The sequence below is a fragment of the Vibrio sp. HDW18 genome (assembly GCF_011306175.1).
Classification (GTDB): domain Bacteria; phylum Pseudomonadota; class Gammaproteobacteria; order Enterobacterales; family Vibrionaceae; genus Vibrio; species Vibrio chanodichtyis.
Genome location: NZ_CP049913.1, coordinates 1,424,256 through 1,443,626 on the forward strand (window position 1 = coordinate 1,424,256; position 19,371 = coordinate 1,443,626).

Here is a 19,371-nt window from a genome sequence, read left to right on the forward strand (position 1 = left end):
ACAGCGCAAGTTGGGGGAGGGCGAAGCTGAGGAGGTTTCGGCTATGCTAGTGTCACCGACCAATGTCAGTGTGCCGCTTATCGCCCCATCAGTGAATGTGCCAACTGAGCAGGTCGCACGTGATAACCGCGTGCGTGCGCCCGTTACGCCTACTGTAGCCTTGGCCGGATCGAATGCTGAACGTAAGATTAAAGATGATGATAAACGCCGCAAACAGCCCGCATGGGATCCTGCTGAGCATCCCAGCTACGATGTGGATGGTGAAGCACAAGAGCGTAGTTTTCATCACCATGAATCGAAAAGCGAGCTAGAGCGATTGTTTGAACTGCTGGCGCTCGCCTCGTACAGCGAACAGCAAGGTAAAGGTTATGTGATGCGCTTTCGCTTACCGAAGCACATTCTTGATGCCGCGATAACACAAGGCAAAATGGCGCGCCGGCGTGTCGTGATCAAATATCATTATGGTCACGCAGTGGCACCCAACACACCATCAGACGTGATTGCCGTTTTGTAGGTGGGTCGTCCGCGCAAAACAAAAGTCCCCATGGTCATGGGGACTTTTTTATCTCACTTGAGGATTGCCATCCAAGGTATGCCTGATGACTATTTCTTGGCTTTGGCGAACGCGGCAGCAAATGCACCACCCATCGCACTACCGATTGCCCCACTTTGTGGATTGCCTGTTGACTCAGCCCTGCGTGGCGCACGACGCTCTTGTCCTGCGCGTGGTGCGGCGCTGCGTTGGCTGCGATGATCTTGGCCCGGCTCATCGTTTAAACGCATCGAGAGTGCAATCCGCTTACGCGCGACATCCACTTCCATCACTTTGACTTTGACGATGTCTCCCGCTTTCACCACATCACGCGGATCGGCGATAAAGCGATCGGTCAGCGCCGAAATGTGCACTAAGCCATCTTGATGGACGCCGATATCGACAAATGCGCCAAAGTTGGCCACGTTGGAGACCACGCCTTCCAAAATCATCCCCACTTCCAGATCCGACACTTGATGAATGCCATCGGCAAACGTGGCAGTTTTGAACTCTGGACGCGGATCGCGCCCCGGTTTATCCAGCTCTTTGATGATGTCACTGATTGTTGGCACGCCAAAATGCTCATCAGTGTAATCGACCGCGTGCAGGGTGCGCAGGAACTCAGTATTACCAATCAGCGCTTTGAGATCTTTACTGTTTTTCTCGGCAATGGTTTTCACCACCGGATACGCTTCTGGGTGGACTGCTGAGGCATCAAGCGGATTTTTACCATCCATAATGCGTAGGAAGCCCGCACACTGTTCAAACGCCTTAGGCCCCAAGCGTGGCACTTTTTTCAGGGCGCTGCGTGACTCAAATCGACCATTGTCATCGCGATAAGCGACGATGTTTTGCGCGAGGGTGGTGGACAGTCCGGCCACGCGAGTTAACAAGGCTGCCGAAGCGGTATTCACATCGACACCGACCGCATTCACACAATCTTCCACAATCGCATCCAGACGTTTGGCGAGTAGGCTCTGACTGACGTCATGCTGATATTGGCCAACCCCGATTGATTTCGGATCGATTTTCACTAGTTCAGCGAGTGGATCTTGCAGACGACGTGCGATAGAAACCGCGCCGCGCAGTGAAACATCCAGATTGGGGAACTCTTTGGCCGCCAGTTCAGAAGCGGAATAAACCGAAGCTCCCGCTTCGCTGACCATGATTTTTTGCACTTTGAGGCTGCCGCGCTTGATCAGATCGGCGGCAAAGGCATCGGTTTCGCGCGAGGCGGTGCCATTACCAATCGCAATCAGATCGACGTTGAATTTTTTCACCAGCAGCGCGATGGACTGCATAGCGCGATCGTATTGATGCTGTGGCGCATGAGGGTAAATGGTGTCGGTGGCCAGCACTTTACCGGTGGCGTCGACTACCGCGACTTTACAGCCAGTACGCAGGCCAGGATCGAGGCCGAGCGTAGCACGAGGGCCGGCAGGGGCGGCCATCAGCAGATCTTTTAAATTGCTGGCAAACACTTCAATCGCTTCGATTTCAGCGCGCTCTTTCATTGCGCTCATCAATTCGGTTTCCATGTGCAGCGAGATTTTGATCTTCCATGCCCAGCTGATCACCTGCTTGCGCCACGCATCGGTCGTCGCTTGGCTCAAATGAATGCCGTAATGCTCGGCAATCAGAGTTTCGCAGTAGGATTGGCGAGCACTCTCTTCCAATTCAGGATCGGCATTCAGCGTCAGAGTTAAGAAGCCTTCGTTACGGCCACGCAGCATTGCCAAAGCACGATGGGAAGGGGCTTTGCTGATCGGCTCGCTGTGCTCAAAGTAATCTTTAAATTTCTCACCGGCTTGCTGTTTACCTTCTACCACTCGCGCGACAATCTGTGCGTTGCGATTAAGGTGCTGACGGATTTTCTCCAGCAGATTGGCATCTTCTGCGATGCGCTCCATCACGATTGCGCGTGCGCCATCCAGTGCGGCTTTGCTGTCGGCGACCCCTTTCTCAGTATTAATGTATTTTGCTGCTTCGCTTTCAGGGTCAGTGTTAGGCTGCGTCCACAGCGTCTCGGCCAGTGGCTCAAGACCCGCTTCAATCGCGATTTGACCTTTGGTGCGCCGCTTAGGCTTGTAAGGCAGATAGAGATCTTCAAGGCGGTTTTTGCTGTCGGCGTCTAAAATGGCCTGCTCCAGCTCTAGGGTCAGTTTGCCTTGGTCTTGAATCGATTTGAGGATGGTTTGGCGGCGATCATCCATCTCACGCAGATAGGCTAGACGACTATCTAAGTGGCGCAGTTGGGTATCGTCTAATCCTCCCGTCACTTCTTTACGGTAGCGGGCGATAAAAGGAACGGTATTGCCATCGTCGATTAGGGTGACGGCAGCGATAACTTGCTCAGCGCGAACATGCAGTTCTTGAGCAATCTGGTGACAGATAGCTTGGCTCATCCGTGGTGGTCTCTTGTTGATATTTGTATGTTATATGGGGGCAATTGCGTTGGACTCTAGCACAAGGCTGGTAGCAAAGCGCAGTTTGAGCGCAGGATCACGCTCTGCCGACTTTAGAGGGCATCAATCATAGGCGGCTATTAATACCACGACTGCAGCGAGCTTTTGAGCGCTTTTCGTCAAATCTTTTGCTGTGACTGGTCAAGCGCACAAAAAATCGGTACTTTGCGCGCAAGCTGATTTTGTTGAGGACCCCGTGTGAAAACCAAACTGATCACCCGAGCTGGCTACAATAAGCTCAAACAAGAGCTGGATTATCTATGGAAAGAGCAGCGCCCAGAGATCACGCAAAAAGTGTCATGGGCGGCGAGTCTTGGCGATCGCTCCGAAAATGCGGATTATACTTACAACAAGCGTCTGCTGCGCCAGATCGATCGCCGGGTACGCTACCTCAGTAACCTGCTGCCTGAGCTGAAGATTGTGGATTACGCGCCGCAGCAAGAAGGCAAAGTGTTCTTCGGGGCATGGGTGGAAATTGAAAACCAAGCTGGAGAAGTGAAGAAGTTTCGTATCGTTGGCCCAGATGAAATCTATGGCGATGCCAAAGATTACATTTCAATTGATTCGCCGATGGCGCGCGCACTACTCAAAAAGCAAGTCGATGAAGAGTTGCAAGTGCGTACCCCAACCGGTATCAAAGAGTGGTTTATCAATTCGATTGAGTATAAAAAAGGGGAGTGACTCCCCTTTTTCACTATTAGTGAGCTGATGAAAGTAGTTCTGGATTGGTCACAAGATTTCTTACTCCATGAGCATGATCTTCATCAAATGGATTATTTTTAAGCCATTTTTCTACCGATTCAATATTAACTTTTATTACATTAGGCCTGACACTCCATGTCACCTGTAATGGTGAACCTTGTTCATTATAGCTAGGGCCAGTTGTTGAGCCTGCATAAATAATCGGAGTCCCTGTTGTATCAGGAATATTTAATGCTTGATAATAACCATTTTTAATTTCAACCTCATTTAACTGCACAAAGTTTGATGCCTTTTTATCATTGACTAGTACATAAACTTGGGCTTCAACACGAAGTTGTGGATTCGCTATAGAAGGAGATAGGCAGGAGTTTAAAGTTGCACCTGGTTCTACTTGAGCCGTTGAGTGAACATAATGAACTTCTATTGTATCGCCTGATTGTATACCAAAATTATTCTTGAAGGGCTTTAATTCTGTTGCAGTTAAGTTTCCATTGTATTTATAACCAGTATTGTATCCTTTCCCATTTCCATTACCCGCATATTCTGTAAATTCTCCACCTTTGTGCTCAGCATTTTTATGGAAGTGAATATTACATAAATTCATTTTATGATATTCAGGTGCAATTGAAAAATTACGGCTATTTTTCCCAGTGAGATTATCTATATCTCTTGGGGATTGTGGTCCAAATCCAAGACCAATAGTATTTTGGTCTAAAGCTATTCTTTGTGAGTGAATAATATTGTCATCAACATTTGCTATAGCTGATGTTGTTATAAGAGCTGTGAAGGTAACCAAGAAATTTGAATTCATTTTGAACCTTATTAAAAATATAATTATTTTTTAGTTTTTTAAATGAAATATTACTCATTTTTTATCGATTGATAAATAGAGTGTATTCGGCCACAAAAATGTTATTTTTATGACAGTATGATTATAAGCATAATGAATCGTGACCGAATATCTATTTTTTGTAAGTTTATTTTTTTTCGTAAATGCAAACTAGGATTGAATATAAAAAGCATATCCGTTATAAGGACATAAAAAGTAACAATTCTTTGCGATCGGATAGGGGTAACGATGTTACATTTTACTCTTCCGCAGCAGCGGGAATTGAATCGATCGAGATGCGAAGAATAATCAGGTGGGATCATGGTGGAAAATCATAAAGTTTTAGTGGTAGATGATGATGCGCGCTTGCGTGCGCTGCTTGAGCGTTACCTGTCAGAGCAGGGGTTTCAAGTTCGCAGCGTAGCCAATGGCGAGCAGATGGATCGTCTGCTGACTCGCGAAAACTTTCATCTGATGGTGCTGGATTTAATGTTGCCGGGAGAAGATGGACTGTCGATCTGCCGTCGTCTGCGTAATACCAACAATATGATCCCGATCTTGATGTTGACCGCCAAGGGCGATGAGATTGACCGGATTGTCGGCCTAGAAGTGGGGGCGGATGATTATCTTCCCAAGCCATTTAACCCGCGTGAACTGCTGGCTCGCATCAAAGCAGTGCTGCGTCGCCAAGTGATTGAAGCGCCGGGAGCGCCGAGCGCGGAAGAGACCATCATCGAATTTGGTGAATTTCGCCTCAATCTTGGCACGCGTGAGATGTTCCGCGGCGAAGAGGCGATGCCACTTACCTCCGGTGAATTTGCGGTGTTGAAAGCACTTGTGACCAATGCGCGTGAACCTCTGTCGCGTGATAAGCTGATGAACATGGCACGTGGCCGTGAATATTCAGCGATGGAGCGCTCGATTGACGTACAGATTTCTCGTCTGCGTCGCATGTTGGAAGTGGATCCAAGCAAACCGCGCTATATTCAAACCGTTTGGGGTCTGGGTTACGTCTTTGTACCCGATGGTAAAGCCGCCAACTAACTTCTCCTAGGCACGCCGGGCAAGGGCGTCCTCGCTCCGAGCGTGCCCTTGCTACATTCAGGTGCCTTATGCGAATTCGCAGCTCATTTACTCAATCGATCCTGCTGTTTTTTTCTCTGCTGATTGCCAGTCAAATTTACTCTTACTACGCGGTGTTTAACTACGCCTTGCTGCCAAGTTTGCAGCAGTTCAATAAAATTCTTGCTCATGAAATTAGCTTGATGCTGGATGACACCAGTCAATCGGCGATGAGTTCAGAGATGGACGCGCTACTCAAACGGCGGGTGCTTGAGCAATTGGGAGTGACCATTCACAGTGACGACAGCTCTGCTGCGGCTGATTTTCAGCATGCGCTGAGTATCGATTTGATGAGCGAAGAGATGAGTGGCGAACTTGGCTCGCCGACCGAGGTGCGCATGGCTCTTGGCGAGGAGAGCTATATCTTGTGGATGAAGATTGACTCGCTGCCCGGCCAATTATTGCGCATCCCACTTTCTGAGCTACAAGAAGAAGATTTTGCGCCACTGTTTCGTAACAGCATCATTATGGCGCTGCTGATTGTGCTGGGGGGCTGGCTGTTTATCCGTTTGCAAAATCGGCCATTGATTGCGCTAGAAAAAGCCGCGCACATGGTTGGCCGTGGTGAGATTCCTCCCCATTTACCAGAGCAAGGTACGTTGGAAATTCGGGCCGTGACACGGGCATTTAATCGCATGTCGAAAGGCATTCAAGCGCTAGAAGATGATCGCGCCTTGCTGATGGCTGGGATCAGCCATGATTTACGAACTCCACTCACGCGTATCCGCTTAGCGACGGAGATGATGTCGCCGCAAGATAGTTATCTAGCAGAGAGTATGATCAGTGATACCGAAGAGTGTAATCAAATTATCAGCCAGTTTATGGATTACCTAAAACCGGTCAATCGGCAAGCTTTTGAGGCGGTGGATATTAATGAGATTGCCAATGATGTGGCCAGTTCGGAAGGGGGCTATGAAGTGCAGATTGAAACCGATCTGCAAGTTGAGGTGGTTCCCGCCTTTGGTAATCCAATTGCGATTAAGCGTGCGCTGAGTAATCTGGTGGTTAACGCCCTGCGCTATGGTAATGGCTGGGTTAAGGTGAGTAGCGGTATGACGGCGGATAAACAGCTGGTTTGGCTGTGTGTCGAAGACAATGGCCCCGGCATTGAGCCTAGCCAAGTGAATAAGGTGTTTGAACCTTTTACCCGTGGCGATACGGCTCGTGGCAGTGAAGGGACGGGTTTGGGATTGGCGATTGTTAAACGGATCGTCAGTCAACATCACGGTGCGGTGGCGGTGAGTAACCGAAGCCAAGGCGGCTTACGCGCCCAAATCAGTTTTCCCACCAAATAAGACCGCAACAGTAAAAAAAACAGGGCTAACCGAAATTAGCCCTATCTCAACCGTCAGTTTGATAGTCTTGCCTAGTTTGATGATTACGCCGCTTCGGTTTTCACTACTGGAGCGGCTTTTTCATCGCGGCGTACCTCTGGCAGCAGCAAGTTCAGCACAATCGCGGTGATCCCACCGGCGGCTACACCAGAAGAGAACAGATTCTTAATAAAATCGGGCATAAACTGCAGAATTTCTGGTTTTTGCGCGATGCCGAGTCCCATTGAGAACGACAGTGCCATGATCAGAATCGCTCGGCGATCCAAATCCACCCGTGAAATGATTCGCACCCCAGCTGCGGCAATGGTACCAAACATTACAATGGTTGCACCGCCCAATACTGGCTCAGGGATCAACTGTACAAAGCTCGCGACACCTGGGAATAGGCCAAGCAGCACCAACATGCCTGCGATAAAATAGCCAACATAACGGCTGGCGACACCGGTCAATAAGATCACGCCATTGTTTTGGCTGAAAGTTGAGTTCGGGAAGCTGTTAAACAGCGCCGCAATTGCCGAGTTCAGACCGTCCGCCAGTACGCCACCTTTGATGCGCTTCATATACACTGGTCCTTTGACCGGTTCACCAGACACTTCAGAGGTAGCGGTGATATCACCAATCGCTTCTAGCGCCGTGATCAGGAAAATCAGTACTAGCGGGATAAATAGTGACCAATCAAAGCCTAAGCCGAATTGCATCGGGATTGGCAGCGCAATCAGTTGGGTCTCTGCTAAGTTATCGGTATTGACCATTCCCATCAGATAAGCCATCACATAGCCGACTAGCATCGCAATCACAATCGAAGCGATACGCACGTAAGGATTGTGCGCTCGGTTAAGCAGCACAATGATCGCTAACACGGTACCGGCCAGTGCCAGTTTGTCTAGGCTACCAAAGGTGCCATCGGCCATTGCCGCATAGCCACCGCCCATCGAAACCAATCCGACCTGAACTAAGGTAAGGCCGATCAACGTTACCACAATCCCAGACACTAGCGGAGTGATGATGCGCTGGGCAAATTGCAGCACGCGTGACAGTAAAATCTCTGCGCATGAAGCGACTAAAATGGTGCCGAAAATGGCCGCCATCATGGTTTCGATATTGGCTCCGCCCGCTTTGAGCGCAAGGCCAGCACCAATAATTGGCCCTAAAAAGTTAAAGCTGGTACCTTGAATCGATAGTAAGCCAGATCCAATCGGACCAAAGGTGCGTATCTGAATAAACGAGGAGACACCAGAAGCAAACAGCGACATGCTGATGATGGTGTTGGTTTGATCGGCCGGTACGCCAAGCGATTGACAGATGATCAGCGATGGCGTGATCACCGCGACAAACATCGCCAGTAAATGCTGCAGGGCGGCAAATAACGTTTGTGGCAAGGGTGGACGATCATTGAGTTGATAGACCAGATCGGCTTGGCGCGAAGTTGATTGTGTCATAGCGATTTTCCTGATGATAAATAACACCTTGCACACGCTGAATGGGTGGTTAAGGTGGAGCAGAAGCCGCCTCTGTGATTGCTGTTATCCCCTTCCTACTTGAAGCTACAGCGGTGTTGGCTACGTTCGTTCACCCCAATCACATAGTTTGTCTATGCTCATGGGGATGAACTCACTTGCCGCCTACCTGCAACTCCAAGTAGTTTGGGTATAATCAGACTCTGCTCAGAAATCTCCCCAGCTCATCGTCTCTGTTGTGCTGTTTGCTGCAACAAATCGAAGTCGGGATAGAAGGTAAACGTTTGCGTCGACCGTAAAATGGCGGCGATTATAGAGGTTTTCACCAAGAAAGCAAACGGTTGCTTTGGGCTTTTTCGCTGATAGGGGCAGATGAACGGTTATGCTTTGGCGTAAATATCGCGCTGGCCGAGCCAACGCTGGATGATGGCTTGTGCCTGCTGCGGATAACGCTGATGGAGGTGTCTGGCGATACGCTGTACTTGCGGCACTAATGCTTGATCACGCACCAGATCGGCAATTTTGAAATCAGCCAGCCCAGTCTGTTTGGTGCCCAACAGTTCGCCGGGGCCACGGATTTCTAGATCGCGCTCGGCGATCACAAAACCATCATTGCTGTCGCGCAGTACCGCTAAACGTTTTTGCGCCGTTTTCGAGAGTGGGGCGTGAAACAGCAGTACACAGTGGCTGGCAATGGTGCCTCGGCCGACCCGTCCGCGTAACTGATGCAACTGAGCGAGCCCTAAACGCTCAGGGTTTTCGATGATCATCAAACTGGCATTCGGCACATCCACCCCCACTTCAATCACTGTGGTCGCCACCAGCAGATGCAGTTGGTTGGCTTTAAATGCTTGCATTACTGCCTGTTTTTCGGCCGATTTCATCCGCCCGTGCACTAAACCGATGCGCAGATCCGGCAGCTTGCGTTGCAGATCTTGCATTGTTTCTGCCGCGGCTTGCGCTTCGAGCAGTTCGGATTCATCAATTAAAGTACACACCCAATACGCTTGTTTGCCTTGGTTAAGGCAGGCATGGCGAATGCGCTCGACAATCTCATCGCGTTTGGTATCGGGGATCGCCACGGTTTGAATTGGAGTGCGCCCGGGAGGCAACTCATCAATCACTGAGGTTTCTAAATCCGCGTAAGCGGTCATCGCTAACGTGCGTGGAATTGGCGTGGCGGTCATGATCAGTTGATGTGGATAAGCGCCTTGTTTTGCACCTTTCTCGCGTAACTCTAAGCGTTGATGGACGCCAAAGCGGTGCTGCTCATCGATGATCACGAGAGCAAGGTGGTCAAATGTAACCTGCTGTTGAAACAGTGCATGGGTACCGACCACCATTTTGGCCTCACCGGTTGCGATTCGGGTTAGCTCGTTTTCGCGCGCTTTACCTTTGATCTTACCTGCCAGCCAGCCAACTTGAATGCCCATCGGTTCTAGCCACTGGGCAAAATTGAGTGCATGCTGCTCGGCGAGCAGTTCAGTGGGAGCCATTAAAGCCACTTGATAGCCATGCTCAATCGCGCGTACCGCGGCGAGCGCCGCGACTAAGGTTTTGCCTGAGCCGACATCACCTTGCACCAAACGCATCATTGGCTGCGCTTGGCTGAGATCTGCTTCAATTTCCGCTACTACCCGTTGCTGCGCCTGGGTTGGTGAAAACGGCAGTTGTGCCAACAGTTGCTGCTTGAGCTGGTGGACAGGAGTCAGTGGTAAGGCGGTATCTTGCTGGCCTTGGCTGCGAATCGCCAGCATCGAAAGATTTTGCGCCAGTAACTCTTCCATGATCAGTCGCACTTGCGCGGGATGTCGTCCTTGCTCAAACTGGCCTAAATCGATATCCGCCGAAGGGCGATGAATGATGTTCAGCGCTTGAGCCAAGGTCATCTGCTGATCGTACAGTCCTGAGGGTAGTAGCTCTTGCACTGCCGATTTTTCCAGTAGCGCTAATGCTTGATCGGTCAAATGACGTAAGGTGAGCTGGCGTAACCCTTCGGTAGTGGGATAAACCGGTGTCAGATTGGCTTCGGCTTGCGTGGTTTGGCTTGCGACTACAAAGTGATAATCGGGATGAATGATCTCTAAACCGTGCGGGCCACGTTTGACTTCACCATAGGCATGTACCCACTTGCCTTCAGAAAAATTGTTTTTCATCGCCGCCGTGAAGTTAAAAAAGCGCAGCGTCAGGCTGCCGTTACCATCGCTGATTTTCACGCTGAGCATTTTGCGTTTGCCAAATAGGGTATCAGCGGCCATCATCTTACCTTGCACTGCCGCCCATAAACCGTGGTGCAGTTGCACCAGCGGATAAACCTTGCTGCGATTTTCATAACGCAGTGGCAGATGAAACAGCAGATCTTGCACGCTGTGCAAACCGATTTTCGCCAGTTTTTCGGCAACTTTGGCTCCGACACCGGAGAGCTCGGTAAGGGCAACGCTGGACAGGAGTTGTGACATGCGCATCGGTTCTAACTATTTGACAGAAAGGCTATTCAAACACTGAGCTGTGTTTTTGTACAGGAAAAATTAACCGCAAGAGGTGAGCTTAACGGATACCTCTTGCGGTTACTGATCGGCTTGGGCTGGTCGCTTAAGTCTTAGCGTGCGATCAGTTTTTGCGCCGCCGTACTTTGAGCGTATGTGGCATGCTGCGGATCTTGCGCATAATGTCGGCTAAGTTGACCCGATCTTTGGTGGTCAGGAGTAGCGTCACCGTATACAAGCGACCATCGCGCTCTTCGGTGGAGATCCCGTGAATATTGGAACCGGTATTAGAGATCACGTTGGTGAGCTCTGCCAGTGCACCTTGACGATTGTGGATATCGACTTTCAGCTCAGTAATGAACTCTTGATCGTAATCTTTGGTCCATTCAACCGCCATGTACTTATCCGGCTCTTTTTGGTAGCCACGCACATTCGGACACGTTTCGCGGTGTACCACTAAACCTCGTCCCGGTGAAACATGGGCGATGATGTGATCATCTGGGATCGGGTGACAGCAATTGGCAAAGGTGAGCAGAATGCCTTCGGCTCCGCGGATCGGTAGTTTGTGTTTATTGTTTGCTGGCTGGTTTGGTTCGCTTAGCTCATCGGCATTACCCAATAACCGACGGGCAATCACAATGCTCATCAGTTCACCTAGGCCAATCGCCGCCAGCAGATCATCCATCGAGGCGATTTTTAGGTCGCTCAATACCTTGCTGATATTTTGTGTGGCAATTTCGCTGATTGGCTGCCCACCCAGTGCGTGATTGAGCAAGCGGCGGCCAAGGATAATTGAATCTTCGCGCCGCATGGTTTTCAACACTTGGCGAATTTTAGTGCGTGCGCGTGAAGTCACTACATAGTTAAGCCATGCTGCATTTGGGCGTGCGCCCGGTGCACTGATGATTTCCACCGTTTGGCCACTTTTCAGCGATTGGCTGAGCGGGTAAGGTGTACGATCGACACGTGCACCGACACAGGTATTACCGATGTCAGTATGGACCGCATAAGCAAAGTCCACCGCGGTCGCGCCGACCGGTAATTCAACGATGCGCCCTTTAGGTGTGAATACGTAAATCTCATCAGGGAACAGGTCTGATTTGACGTTTTCGATAAATTCAAACGAGTTACCCGCACTTTGCTGCAATTCGAGCAAGCTTTGCATCCAGCGCTGTGCTTTGATTTGTGCCGTCGTGCCACCACGTTCGCTATTGGCTTTGTATGACCAATGGGCTGCCACCCCTTTATCGGCCATTTGATCCATATCTTCGGTACGGATCTGCACTTCGACAGGCACGCCGTGTGGGCCAACCATCGAGGTATGCAGCGATTGGTAGCCATTGGCTTTTGGGACGGCGATATAATCTTTCATGCGCGCCGGACGTGGTTTGTATAAGCTGTGGACTTGGCCCAATACCCGATAACAGGTATCTGCGCTATCCACCACGATCCGAAACGCATAGATATCCATAATGGTGTGAAAACGCTGCTCTTTGGTTTTCATCTTGTTATAGATTGAGAACAGGTTTTTCTCTCGCCCTACCACTCGGGCAGGTAAGCCGACTTCTTTGAGGCGACCTTCGATTTCACTGTGAATGCGCAGGATCATCTCTTTGCGATTACCACGCGCCGCTTTGACTACTTCTCTGAGCACTCGATAACGGTTAGGGTAGAGCGCTTCAAAACCCAGCTCTTCGAGTTCGGTTTTGATGTTATGGATCCCCAAACGATGGGCCAGCGGTGCGTAGATTTCTAAGGTTTCGCGGGCAATGCGGCGTTTTTTATCTGGGCGCAGCGCACCAAGGGTACGCATATTGTGAGTGCGGTCGGCCAGTTTGATCAGGATAACCCGAATATCCTGCACCATGGCCAGCACCATTTTGCGAAAGTTTTCCGCTTGCGCTTCTTTGCGGTCGCGAAATTTAAGTTTATCGAGTTTTGAGACGCCATCCACCAATTCGGCGACTGAGTTGCCAAACAGGGCATCGAGGTCTTGCTTGGTGACCTCACAATCTTCAATCACATCATGCAGTAGCGCCGCTTGTAGCGTTTCTAAGTCGAGATGCATTTCGGCCAAGATCCGCGCTACCGCCACCGGATGGATGATGTAAGGTTCGCCGCTTGAGCGGGTTTGCCCTTCATGGGCATCTCTGGCTACCACATAAGATCGGCGCAGAGCCTCGATTTGAGGCTCTGTGAGGTATTCTTGGGCAACGTCTTTTAGACTATCGAATAGATACAAATTTCAGGCCCAGCGGGTTAAGTCGCGATAATTAACGGTTGTGCATGATGCTGCTAACTGCAGCCAGCTCAGCCGCTTCTTGCTCTTGCTGCTCTTGACGCTCACGCGCATCGAGCAATTCTTTCGTGATCAGCCCTTCTTCGATTTCGCGCAGTGCGATAACCGTTGGCTTATCGTTCTCTTCCGGCACCAATGCATCTTTACCGCCAGATTGCATTTGACGAGCGCGGCGAGCCGCAACCAGAACTAAGTCGAAACGGTTGCCAATTTTTTCAACAGCGTCTTGAACTGTTACGCGTGCCATGAGAACTCCAAAATTTAGTTAACGGATATAGTGAATGACGAGAAAGTATACAGCCTAACCGGTTGAGATTCTAGCAACGGGCAGGGCTGGGAACCTAAGTTGGCGGTTTATTCTGCCAACAGCGCAGAAAGCATTGAGCTATATTTAGCAGCTTGCTTGTCTTGCTTCAATCTTTCTGCACGAATGATGGCTCTGAAATCCATTAATGCGACATCAAAATCATCATTAATGATCACATAATCATATTCGCTGTAATGCGAAATTTCTGATTTAGCTTCACTCATGCGTTTTGCGATCACCGCTTCACTGTCTTGGCCGCGCGTATTTAAGCGGCGCTCAAGCTCTTCTTTGCTCGGCGGTAGGATAAAGATGCTTTTCGCGTTTGGCATTTGGCGGCGAATTTGGCGCGCGCCTTGCCAATCGATATCAAGAAAAACATCAATCCCTTTGTTGAGTGTGTTTTCAATCCATACCTGTGAAGTGCCGTAATAATTACCGAACACTTCGGCGTATTCGAGGAATTCACCTTGGTCAATCAGCTCAATAAAGTGCTCTTTTTCAACAAAATGGTAATGCACGCCATCTTGTTCGCCAGGGCGCATACCACGAGTGGTATGGGATACCGAGACTTTCATTGCATAGGTTGGATTTTGCTCCAACAGCGCGGCAATTAAGCTCGATTTACCTGCGCCACTCGGTGCAGAAACGATATAAAGAGTGCCTTTGCCCATCGATTCGGTTCCACTTAGGTTTGGATTGTCTGTTTGCCTTAATCAGCAACCAGTTAAAGATAGCACCAGCTGTTATCCGAATTGGATGATTTTTCAGCCAGAAAAATGGAGGCGAAGAGTAGCACGATGTGCGGGATCTTCTCAAGCATTGGCCGCATTTGCGACTTAAACTTTGTTAAGCTATCTAATTAAGGAGGCGTGAAGAAGTGGCGGGATTTTTGTGCAAAAAATACCCTTGCACCGAATAACGTTTGAGATATAATCGCCGCCCTTGTGAGCTGGCCTCAGGTCAATCACGTAAAATTTGAGTCGGAAGCGTGCTTCCAATTTGGGTTCCCTCGCCCCCAAACCAAACTAAAAAGGTATAGTATGAATCACTTTACCCCTGCGCAATTGCGCAAAGCCCTTGGCTATCTTGTTCTATTTCACATCGTGATCATTGCTTCTAGCAATTATCTGGTGCAAATCCCGTTTACCATTTTCGGTTTCCACACTACGTGGGGCGCGTTTACTTTTCCATTTATCTTTTTAGCCACCGATTTAACGGTGCGAATTTTTGGTGCCGGATTAGCGCGTAGGATCATTTTTTGGGTGATGCTGCCTGCGTTGAGCGTCTCTTATTTACTGTCAGTGGTGTTCTTTGAAGGTCAATATCAAGGCTTTGCCCCACTCAGTGAGTTTAATCTGTTTGTGGCGCGTATCGCGATGGCCAGCTTTATGGCTTACCTGCTTGGACAGATCATGGATGTGCAGGTGTTTAACCGCCTACGGCAAATGCCGCAGTGGTGGATTGCGCCGACCTGTTCCACTCTGCTTGGTAATGCGCTTGATACCTTGGCTTTCTTCGCGATTGCTTTTTACCAAAGCAGCGACCCGTTTATGGCGGAGCATTGGATGGAGATTGCCTTGGTTGATTACAGCTTCAAATTGATCATTAGTTTAGGTTTATTTGTGCCTATTTATGGCGTGCTGCTGAACTACCTGATCAAAAAGCTGACCATGATCAATCAGCACTTTACCGCAGCAAGTGTCAAAGCCGCATAATTCAGCCTCTTAGCGCTAAGGCTTAAACATAAGCGGCAGAGCGAGGAAAAGATTAAACCCGGGAGAATTCAATCTCTCGGGTTTTTATGCTGGTTGAATCTTAGTGGAACCCGTTTATTCACCTTATGAATATCCCCTTCACCCCAATCACATAGTTTGCCTATGCTCATGGGGGCTCACTCACTTGCCGCCTACCTGCTACTCCAAGTTGTTTGGGTATAAAAAGCTCGCGCGAAAGTGATTTGTTTGCATAAACTTTTCTTAGCCTGTCATCAATTAGTGCACAATGGTGGCACAAGATACGGGATGAAATCAGACCTGCGGCCGGCTAATTTTGGTCAGGGCAGCATGAGTTGAGCCATATAATAAGTACAACCCAGTAATGGGTTAATAGTTGACTGGGAGGAAGAGTGGACGCGGTTACGATTAACAGTTTTTTCATGATAGGTGCCTTACTAATCGGTATCAGCGTACTACTCAGCCCTGTGTCATCAAAATTGGGGATCCCGATTTTATTGGTGTTTTTGGCGGTGGGTATGTTGGCCGGCGAAGATGGCATCGGCCAAATCGGTTTTGATAATTATCCGGTCGCTTATCTGGTCAGTAACCTCGCTTTGGCAATCATCTTACTTGATGGTGGCATGCGCACTCGGGTGGCCAGTTTTCGGGTCGCGTTTTGGCCTTCGGTCTCACTGGCAACCTTAGGTGTGGCGATCACCACCTTGCTGACTGGGTTGCTTGCGATGTGGTTATTTGATCTGAGCTTACTGCAAGGTGTGTTAGTCGGCGCGATTGTCGGATCGACCGATGCGGCCGCGGTATTTTCACTGCTTAAAGGCCGCAGCCTCAATCAGCGGGTTGGTGCAACCTTGGAAATTGAGTCCGGAACCAACGATCCGATGGCGGTATTTTTGACCGTGACTCTAATCGCGGTGCTTGGCAGCAGCGAAGCCAACTTAAGTGCTGGTTTTTTATTGCTTAATTTCCTACAGCAATTTGGAGTCGGTGCGCTACTTGGTTTGGCTGGCGGTTGGATTTTGTGGTGGCTGATCAACCGTAATCAGTTGCCAGAAGGTTTGTACTCAATTCTGGCGGTGAGTGGTGGCTTAATGATTTTTGCCCTGTCTAATGCGCTGGGCGGCAGTGGTATCCTCTCGATCTATCTTGCGGGGTTGCTGCTAGGGAATCGGCCAACCCGTAGTCGCCACTCCATCCTCAACGTGCTTGATGGCATGACTTGGCTGGCGCAAATTGGCATGTTTTTGGTGCTGGGGCTACTGGTTACACCGTCAGAACTGCTGGAGATTGCGCTGCCTGGTTTAGCGTTAGCGGTTGGGATGATCGTGTTGGCGCGTCCGATTGCGGTGTGGATTGGTTTGGCACCGTTTAAAAGTTTTACCGCGCGTGAAAAATGGTTTGTGTCTTGGGTCGGATTACGTGGCGCGGTGCCGATCATCTTAGCGGTATTTCCGATGATGGCGGGGCTGCCTAATGCTCAGCTCTATTTTAACCTCGCTTTCTTCGTGGTGATGGTCTCTTTAGTGGTGCAAGGTGGCACGCTAACCAAAGCGATGGCGTTAGCCAAAGTCGAGCTGCCTCCTAAGCCTGAGCCGATTTCACGCACTGGGGTAGAAATCTATCCGACCAGCGAATGGGAGCTGTTTATCTATCAACTGAAAGCGGATAAATGGTGTATTGGTGAGCCACTGCGTAATCTGTTTATGCCGCAAGGGACGCGGATTGCCGCGGTGTTTCGCGATAATCAGCTGCTGCACCCCTCCGGTAGTACCGAGTTGTGTGAAGGCGATACGCTGTGTGTGATGGCGCAAGAGCGTGATTTGGAAGCGTTGAGCCAGCTGTTCAGTGAGGCGCCGGAAAAAGCTTCGCTGGCGCGCTTTTTTGGTGACTTTTTCCTGGATATTGAAGCAAAGTTGCAAGATGTGGCACTGCTGTATGGCTTAGATTTAGGTGAGTTAACCGCCGATGCGCAACTGAGCGATCTGGTGCTGGAGCATTTAGGCGAAACGCCAGTATTGGGCGATCACTTCGAGTGGCATGGTCTGCAATGGGTGGTCGCGGATGTGGTTGATTGGAAGGTGACTAAGGTTGGTCTACGTTTACCGGCCGAGCAGCAGTTGATTGAAAACGCAGAGCAATAGCAAAATAGGTTCAACGACTGAGCGAATCATCGCTTCGCTCAGTCGCAGGTTTCGATTATCGGTTAACTGGCGAGATTAACCCGTGCTGAGTGAGGTGGTTGATAAAAGGCTCCGCCGCCAAAAAGCCGGTAATGCGCGCATTTGGCATCGGTTCTCCTCGTTGATTCCAGAACTCAATGGTTGGCAATCCGAGCACGTTTAATGCGCTCAGCAGTTCAATATCGGCCGGCTGATTTTGGGTCACATCCGCTTGCAGTAAGACAAAATCATCCAGTTGACGTGAAACGGAGGCGGCGTGGAACGTGTATTTTTCAAACTCTTTGCAGGCGACGCACCAATCGGCATAGAAATCGAGCATCACTGGCTTACCCTGAGCTTTAGCACTGGCTAAAGCGGTTTCTAGCTGGTGTAGATTGGCGATCCGCTGAAACTGAATGGTGTTCACCGCTTGAGTCGGTTGTGCTGGCATCCACCAGCGATGTAACACCGGCTGCGCCGCCAGCACTAGCCCTAAAATTGCCACGATTCCTATTAGGCTCTGCTTCCAACTGCCCAATGCTAGGCTGTTTTTAACATGATATAACCAGCCAAATGTGGCAACGCCAAGCGCAGACCAGAGTAGGCTAGCCCACCACTCCGGCAAAATCCGCTCTAGCAGCAAGAGTGGTGCCGCGAGCAGCACGAAACCGAATAAGGTTTTCACACGCCCCATCCAATCGCCCGATTTAGGCAGCAGTTGCTGGCCAAATACCGCAACCAAAATCAGCGGAATACCCATGCCAATCGCGAGAGCGTAGAGGGTTACCGCTCCAGTCAACCAATCACTACTTTGTGCCACATATAACAGCGCTCCAGAGAGTGGCGCGGTGGTACAGGGCGAGCAGACTAAACCAGAAATTGCCCCCATGCTGAACACGCCGAGCAGACGGCCGCCTTGCTGAGCATTACTCAGCGCATTGAGTCGTGTTTGTAGCGCGCTGGGCAGTTGTAAGTGGTACCAACCAAACATTGATGCCGCTAATGCCACAAACAGTAAGCTGAGCCCGATCAGCACATAAGGATGCTGCAGTGCGGCTTGGAATTGCAGCCCCGCCGAAGCCACCACTAACCCGAGTAAGGTGTAAGTGAGTGCCATCCCTTGCACGTAAACCACACTTAATAGCAATGCGCGACGTTGAGTGAGTCGTGTGCCTCCAAGCACAATGCTGGTCAAAATCGGGTACATCGGCAGCACGCAAGGGGTAAAGGCCAGGCCGATGCCGAAGGCTAAAAACAGCAGTGGTGTCCACCAATTTTTTGCGAGCTGAGTGGCCAGCGAATCTTGGGCAGAGGTGGCTGTGTTATCGGTTTGTGGTGGTGCTGCTTGCGTTGAGGTGTTGGTATTGGGCTCGATAATGCGGGTCGACTCTGTCTTAAATGGCGTAATGTCGATCACTCGTGTTTCTGGTGGATAACAGAAACCTGCTTGAGCACAACCTTGATACTGGATGATCACTTTGGCTCCACTTTGATAAGCGGCCAACGGCAGCGGCACAGATAACGGCGTGGTGTAGATCTGCACATCACCAAAAAATTCATCATGGTAAGGTTCACCTTCAGTCAGTGAGTACTCACCAAGCTGAATATTTTCACCATGAATAGTGATCCGATCTTGATACAGGTAGTAGCCCGCTTTGATCTGCCAATCAATAAAGAGGGTCGAACCTTGCTGGACAGTATTTAACGGAAAGGCCTCATCGACCGCGACGAAACGGTTGGGGCTCGCCGTAAAACCGGCAGTATTGTTGGCGGCATTATTGCTAAACAGTGCCCAAGCCGGCTGAGTGAGTAGGGCAAATAGCAGCGAAAAACAGAGTAACAGTGTGCGCATGGGCAAAATCGTGATTAATCATTGGCAACGGATAGTAACTTAATCAGACCGTAGGTTGTGTCAATAAGTTTCCATATCTTGAATGCGAACAAGG

14 protein-coding genes are annotated in these 19,371 nt (G+C 49.9%); 6 read left to right on the forward strand and 8 right to left on the reverse strand.

From position 1 onward, the window contains the following. Positions 1-43 precede the first annotated feature (43 nt). Positions 44-514: an ATP-dependent Lon protease gene (locus G7083_RS06955; protein ID WP_166014119.1), complete on the forward strand. Its 471-nt coding sequence runs from the start codon at positions 44-46 to the stop codon at positions 512-514. Positions 515-603: 89 nt separating this feature from the next. Here the strand turns inward: G7083_RS06955 and G7083_RS06960 are convergent, their stop codons facing one another. Then, positions 604-2,937 carry a Tex family protein gene (locus tag G7083_RS06960; protein WP_166014120.1) on the reverse strand — a complete coding sequence of 778 codons (2,334 nt, stop codon included), beginning with the start codon at positions 2,935-2,937 and terminating at the stop codon, positions 604-606. A gap of 258 nt (positions 2,938-3,195) precedes the next feature. On the opposite strand from G7083_RS06960, the gene greB reads away from it, so the two are divergent. Further along, complete coding sequence (gene greB, locus G7083_RS06965) at positions 3,196-3,678, forward strand: transcription elongation factor GreB (RefSeq protein ID WP_166014121.1); 483 nt, start codon at positions 3,196-3,198, stop codon at positions 3,676-3,678. 16 nt (positions 3,679-3,694) lie between these two features. Here the strand turns inward: greB and G7083_RS06970 are convergent, their stop codons facing one another. After that, complete coding sequence (locus G7083_RS06970) at positions 3,695-4,510, reverse strand: delta-class carbonic anhydrase (RefSeq protein WP_166014122.1); 816 nt, start codon at positions 4,508-4,510, stop codon at positions 3,695-3,697. A gap of 339 nt (positions 4,511-4,849) precedes the next feature. On the opposite strand from G7083_RS06970, the gene ompR reads away from it, so the two are divergent. Continuing rightward, the gene (ompR, locus tag G7083_RS06975; RefSeq protein ID WP_206212083.1) at positions 4,850-5,572 is read left to right on the forward strand and encodes a two-component system response regulator OmpR; all 723 of its coding nucleotides are present in this window, start codon (positions 4,850-4,852) and stop codon (positions 5,570-5,572) included. Between the two features lie 68 nt (positions 5,573-5,640). Then, a complete protein-coding gene (gene envZ, locus G7083_RS06980; RefSeq protein ID WP_166014123.1) occupies positions 5,641-6,945 on the forward strand; it encodes a two-component system sensor histidine kinase EnvZ in 1,305 nt (434 codons plus the stop codon). An 83-nt stretch (positions 6,946-7,028) separates the two neighbouring features. Here envZ and G7083_RS06985 read toward each other — a convergent pair whose 3' ends face one another. The 5 genes from G7083_RS06985 to gmk form a co-directional block, all read right to left on the reverse strand. Next, complete coding sequence (locus G7083_RS06985) at positions 7,029-8,423, reverse strand: uracil-xanthine permease family protein (protein ID WP_166014124.1); 1,395 nt, start codon at positions 8,421-8,423, stop codon at positions 7,029-7,031. A gap of 398 nt (positions 8,424-8,821) precedes the next feature. Then, positions 8,822-10,900, reverse strand: a complete 2,079-nt coding sequence (gene recG, locus G7083_RS06990) for an ATP-dependent DNA helicase RecG (protein ID WP_166014125.1) — start codon at positions 10,898-10,900, stop codon at positions 8,822-8,824. Positions 10,901-11,051: 151 nt separating this feature from the next. Continuing rightward, the gene (gene spoT / locus G7083_RS06995) at positions 11,052-13,169 is read right to left on the reverse strand and encodes a bifunctional GTP diphosphokinase/guanosine-3',5'-bis pyrophosphate 3'-pyrophosphohydrolase (protein ID WP_166014126.1); all 2,118 of its coding nucleotides are present in this window, start codon (positions 13,167-13,169) and stop codon (positions 11,052-11,054) included. Positions 13,170-13,200: 31 nt separating this feature from the next. Then, the gene (gene rpoZ / locus G7083_RS07000; RefSeq protein WP_166014127.1) at positions 13,201-13,473 is read right to left on the reverse strand and encodes a DNA-directed RNA polymerase subunit omega; all 273 of its coding nucleotides are present in this window, start codon (positions 13,471-13,473) and stop codon (positions 13,201-13,203) included. Between the two features lie 107 nt (positions 13,474-13,580). After that, positions 13,581-14,204: a guanylate kinase gene (gene gmk, locus G7083_RS07005; RefSeq protein ID WP_166014128.1), complete on the reverse strand. Its 624-nt coding sequence runs from the start codon at positions 14,202-14,204 to the stop codon at positions 13,581-13,583. A 369-nt stretch (positions 14,205-14,573) separates the two neighbouring features. On the opposite strand from gmk, the gene G7083_RS07010 reads away from it, so the two are divergent. After that, a complete protein-coding gene (locus G7083_RS07010) occupies positions 14,574-15,248 on the forward strand; it encodes a 7-cyano-7-deazaguanine/7-aminomethyl-7-deazaguanine transporter (protein WP_166014129.1) in 675 nt (224 codons plus the stop codon). Positions 15,249-15,658: 410 nt separating this feature from the next. Next, positions 15,659-17,407, forward strand: a complete 1,749-nt coding sequence (locus G7083_RS07015; protein WP_166014130.1) for a potassium/proton antiporter — start codon at positions 15,659-15,661, stop codon at positions 17,405-17,407. Between the two features lie 55 nt (positions 17,408-17,462). Here G7083_RS07015 and G7083_RS07020 read toward each other — a convergent pair whose 3' ends face one another. Next, positions 17,463-19,277 (reverse strand): protein-disulfide reductase DsbD, encoded by a 1,815-nt coding sequence (locus G7083_RS07020; protein WP_166014131.1) that lies wholly within the window; start codon positions 19,275-19,277, stop codon positions 17,463-17,465. Between the last annotated feature and the right edge of the window lie 94 nt (positions 19,278-19,371).

What these genes read in the sequence shown, in the direction of transcription:
- ompR (WP_206212083.1), top strand. Translation starts at nt 4,850, where the DNA reads ATGGTGGAAAATCATAAAGTTTTAGTGGTAGATGATGATGCGCGCTTG.
- G7083_RS07020 (WP_166014131.1), bottom strand. Translation starts at nt 19,277, where the DNA reads ATGCGCACACTGTTACTCTGTTTTTCGCTGCTATTTGCCCTACTCACT.
- envZ (WP_166014123.1), top strand. Translation starts at nt 5,641, where the DNA reads ATGCGAATTCGCAGCTCATTTACTCAATCGATCCTGCTGTTTTTTTCT.
- recG (WP_166014125.1), bottom strand. Translation starts at nt 10,900, where the DNA reads ATGTCACAACTCCTGTCCAGCGTTGCCCTTACCGAGCTCTCCGGTGTC.
- G7083_RS06960 (WP_166014120.1), bottom strand. Translation starts at nt 2,937, where the DNA reads ATGAGCCAAGCTATCTGTCACCAGATTGCTCAAGAACTGCATGTTCGC.
- G7083_RS06970 (WP_166014122.1), bottom strand. Translation starts at nt 4,510, where the DNA reads ATGAATTCAAATTTCTTGGTTACCTTCACAGCTCTTATAACAACATCA.
- G7083_RS07010 (WP_166014129.1), top strand. Translation starts at nt 14,574, where the DNA reads ATGAATCACTTTACCCCTGCGCAATTGCGCAAAGCCCTTGGCTATCTT.
- rpoZ (WP_166014127.1), bottom strand. Translation starts at nt 13,473, where the DNA reads ATGGCACGCGTAACAGTTCAAGACGCTGTTGAAAAAATTGGCAACCGT.
- G7083_RS06985 (WP_166014124.1), bottom strand. Translation starts at nt 8,423, where the DNA reads ATGACACAATCAACTTCGCGCCAAGCCGATCTGGTCTATCAACTCAAT.
- G7083_RS06955 (WP_166014119.1), top strand. Translation starts at nt 44, where the DNA reads ATGCTAGTGTCACCGACCAATGTCAGTGTGCCGCTTATCGCCCCATCA.
- gmk (WP_166014128.1), bottom strand. Translation starts at nt 14,204, where the DNA reads ATGGGCAAAGGCACTCTTTATATCGTTTCTGCACCGAGTGGCGCAGGT.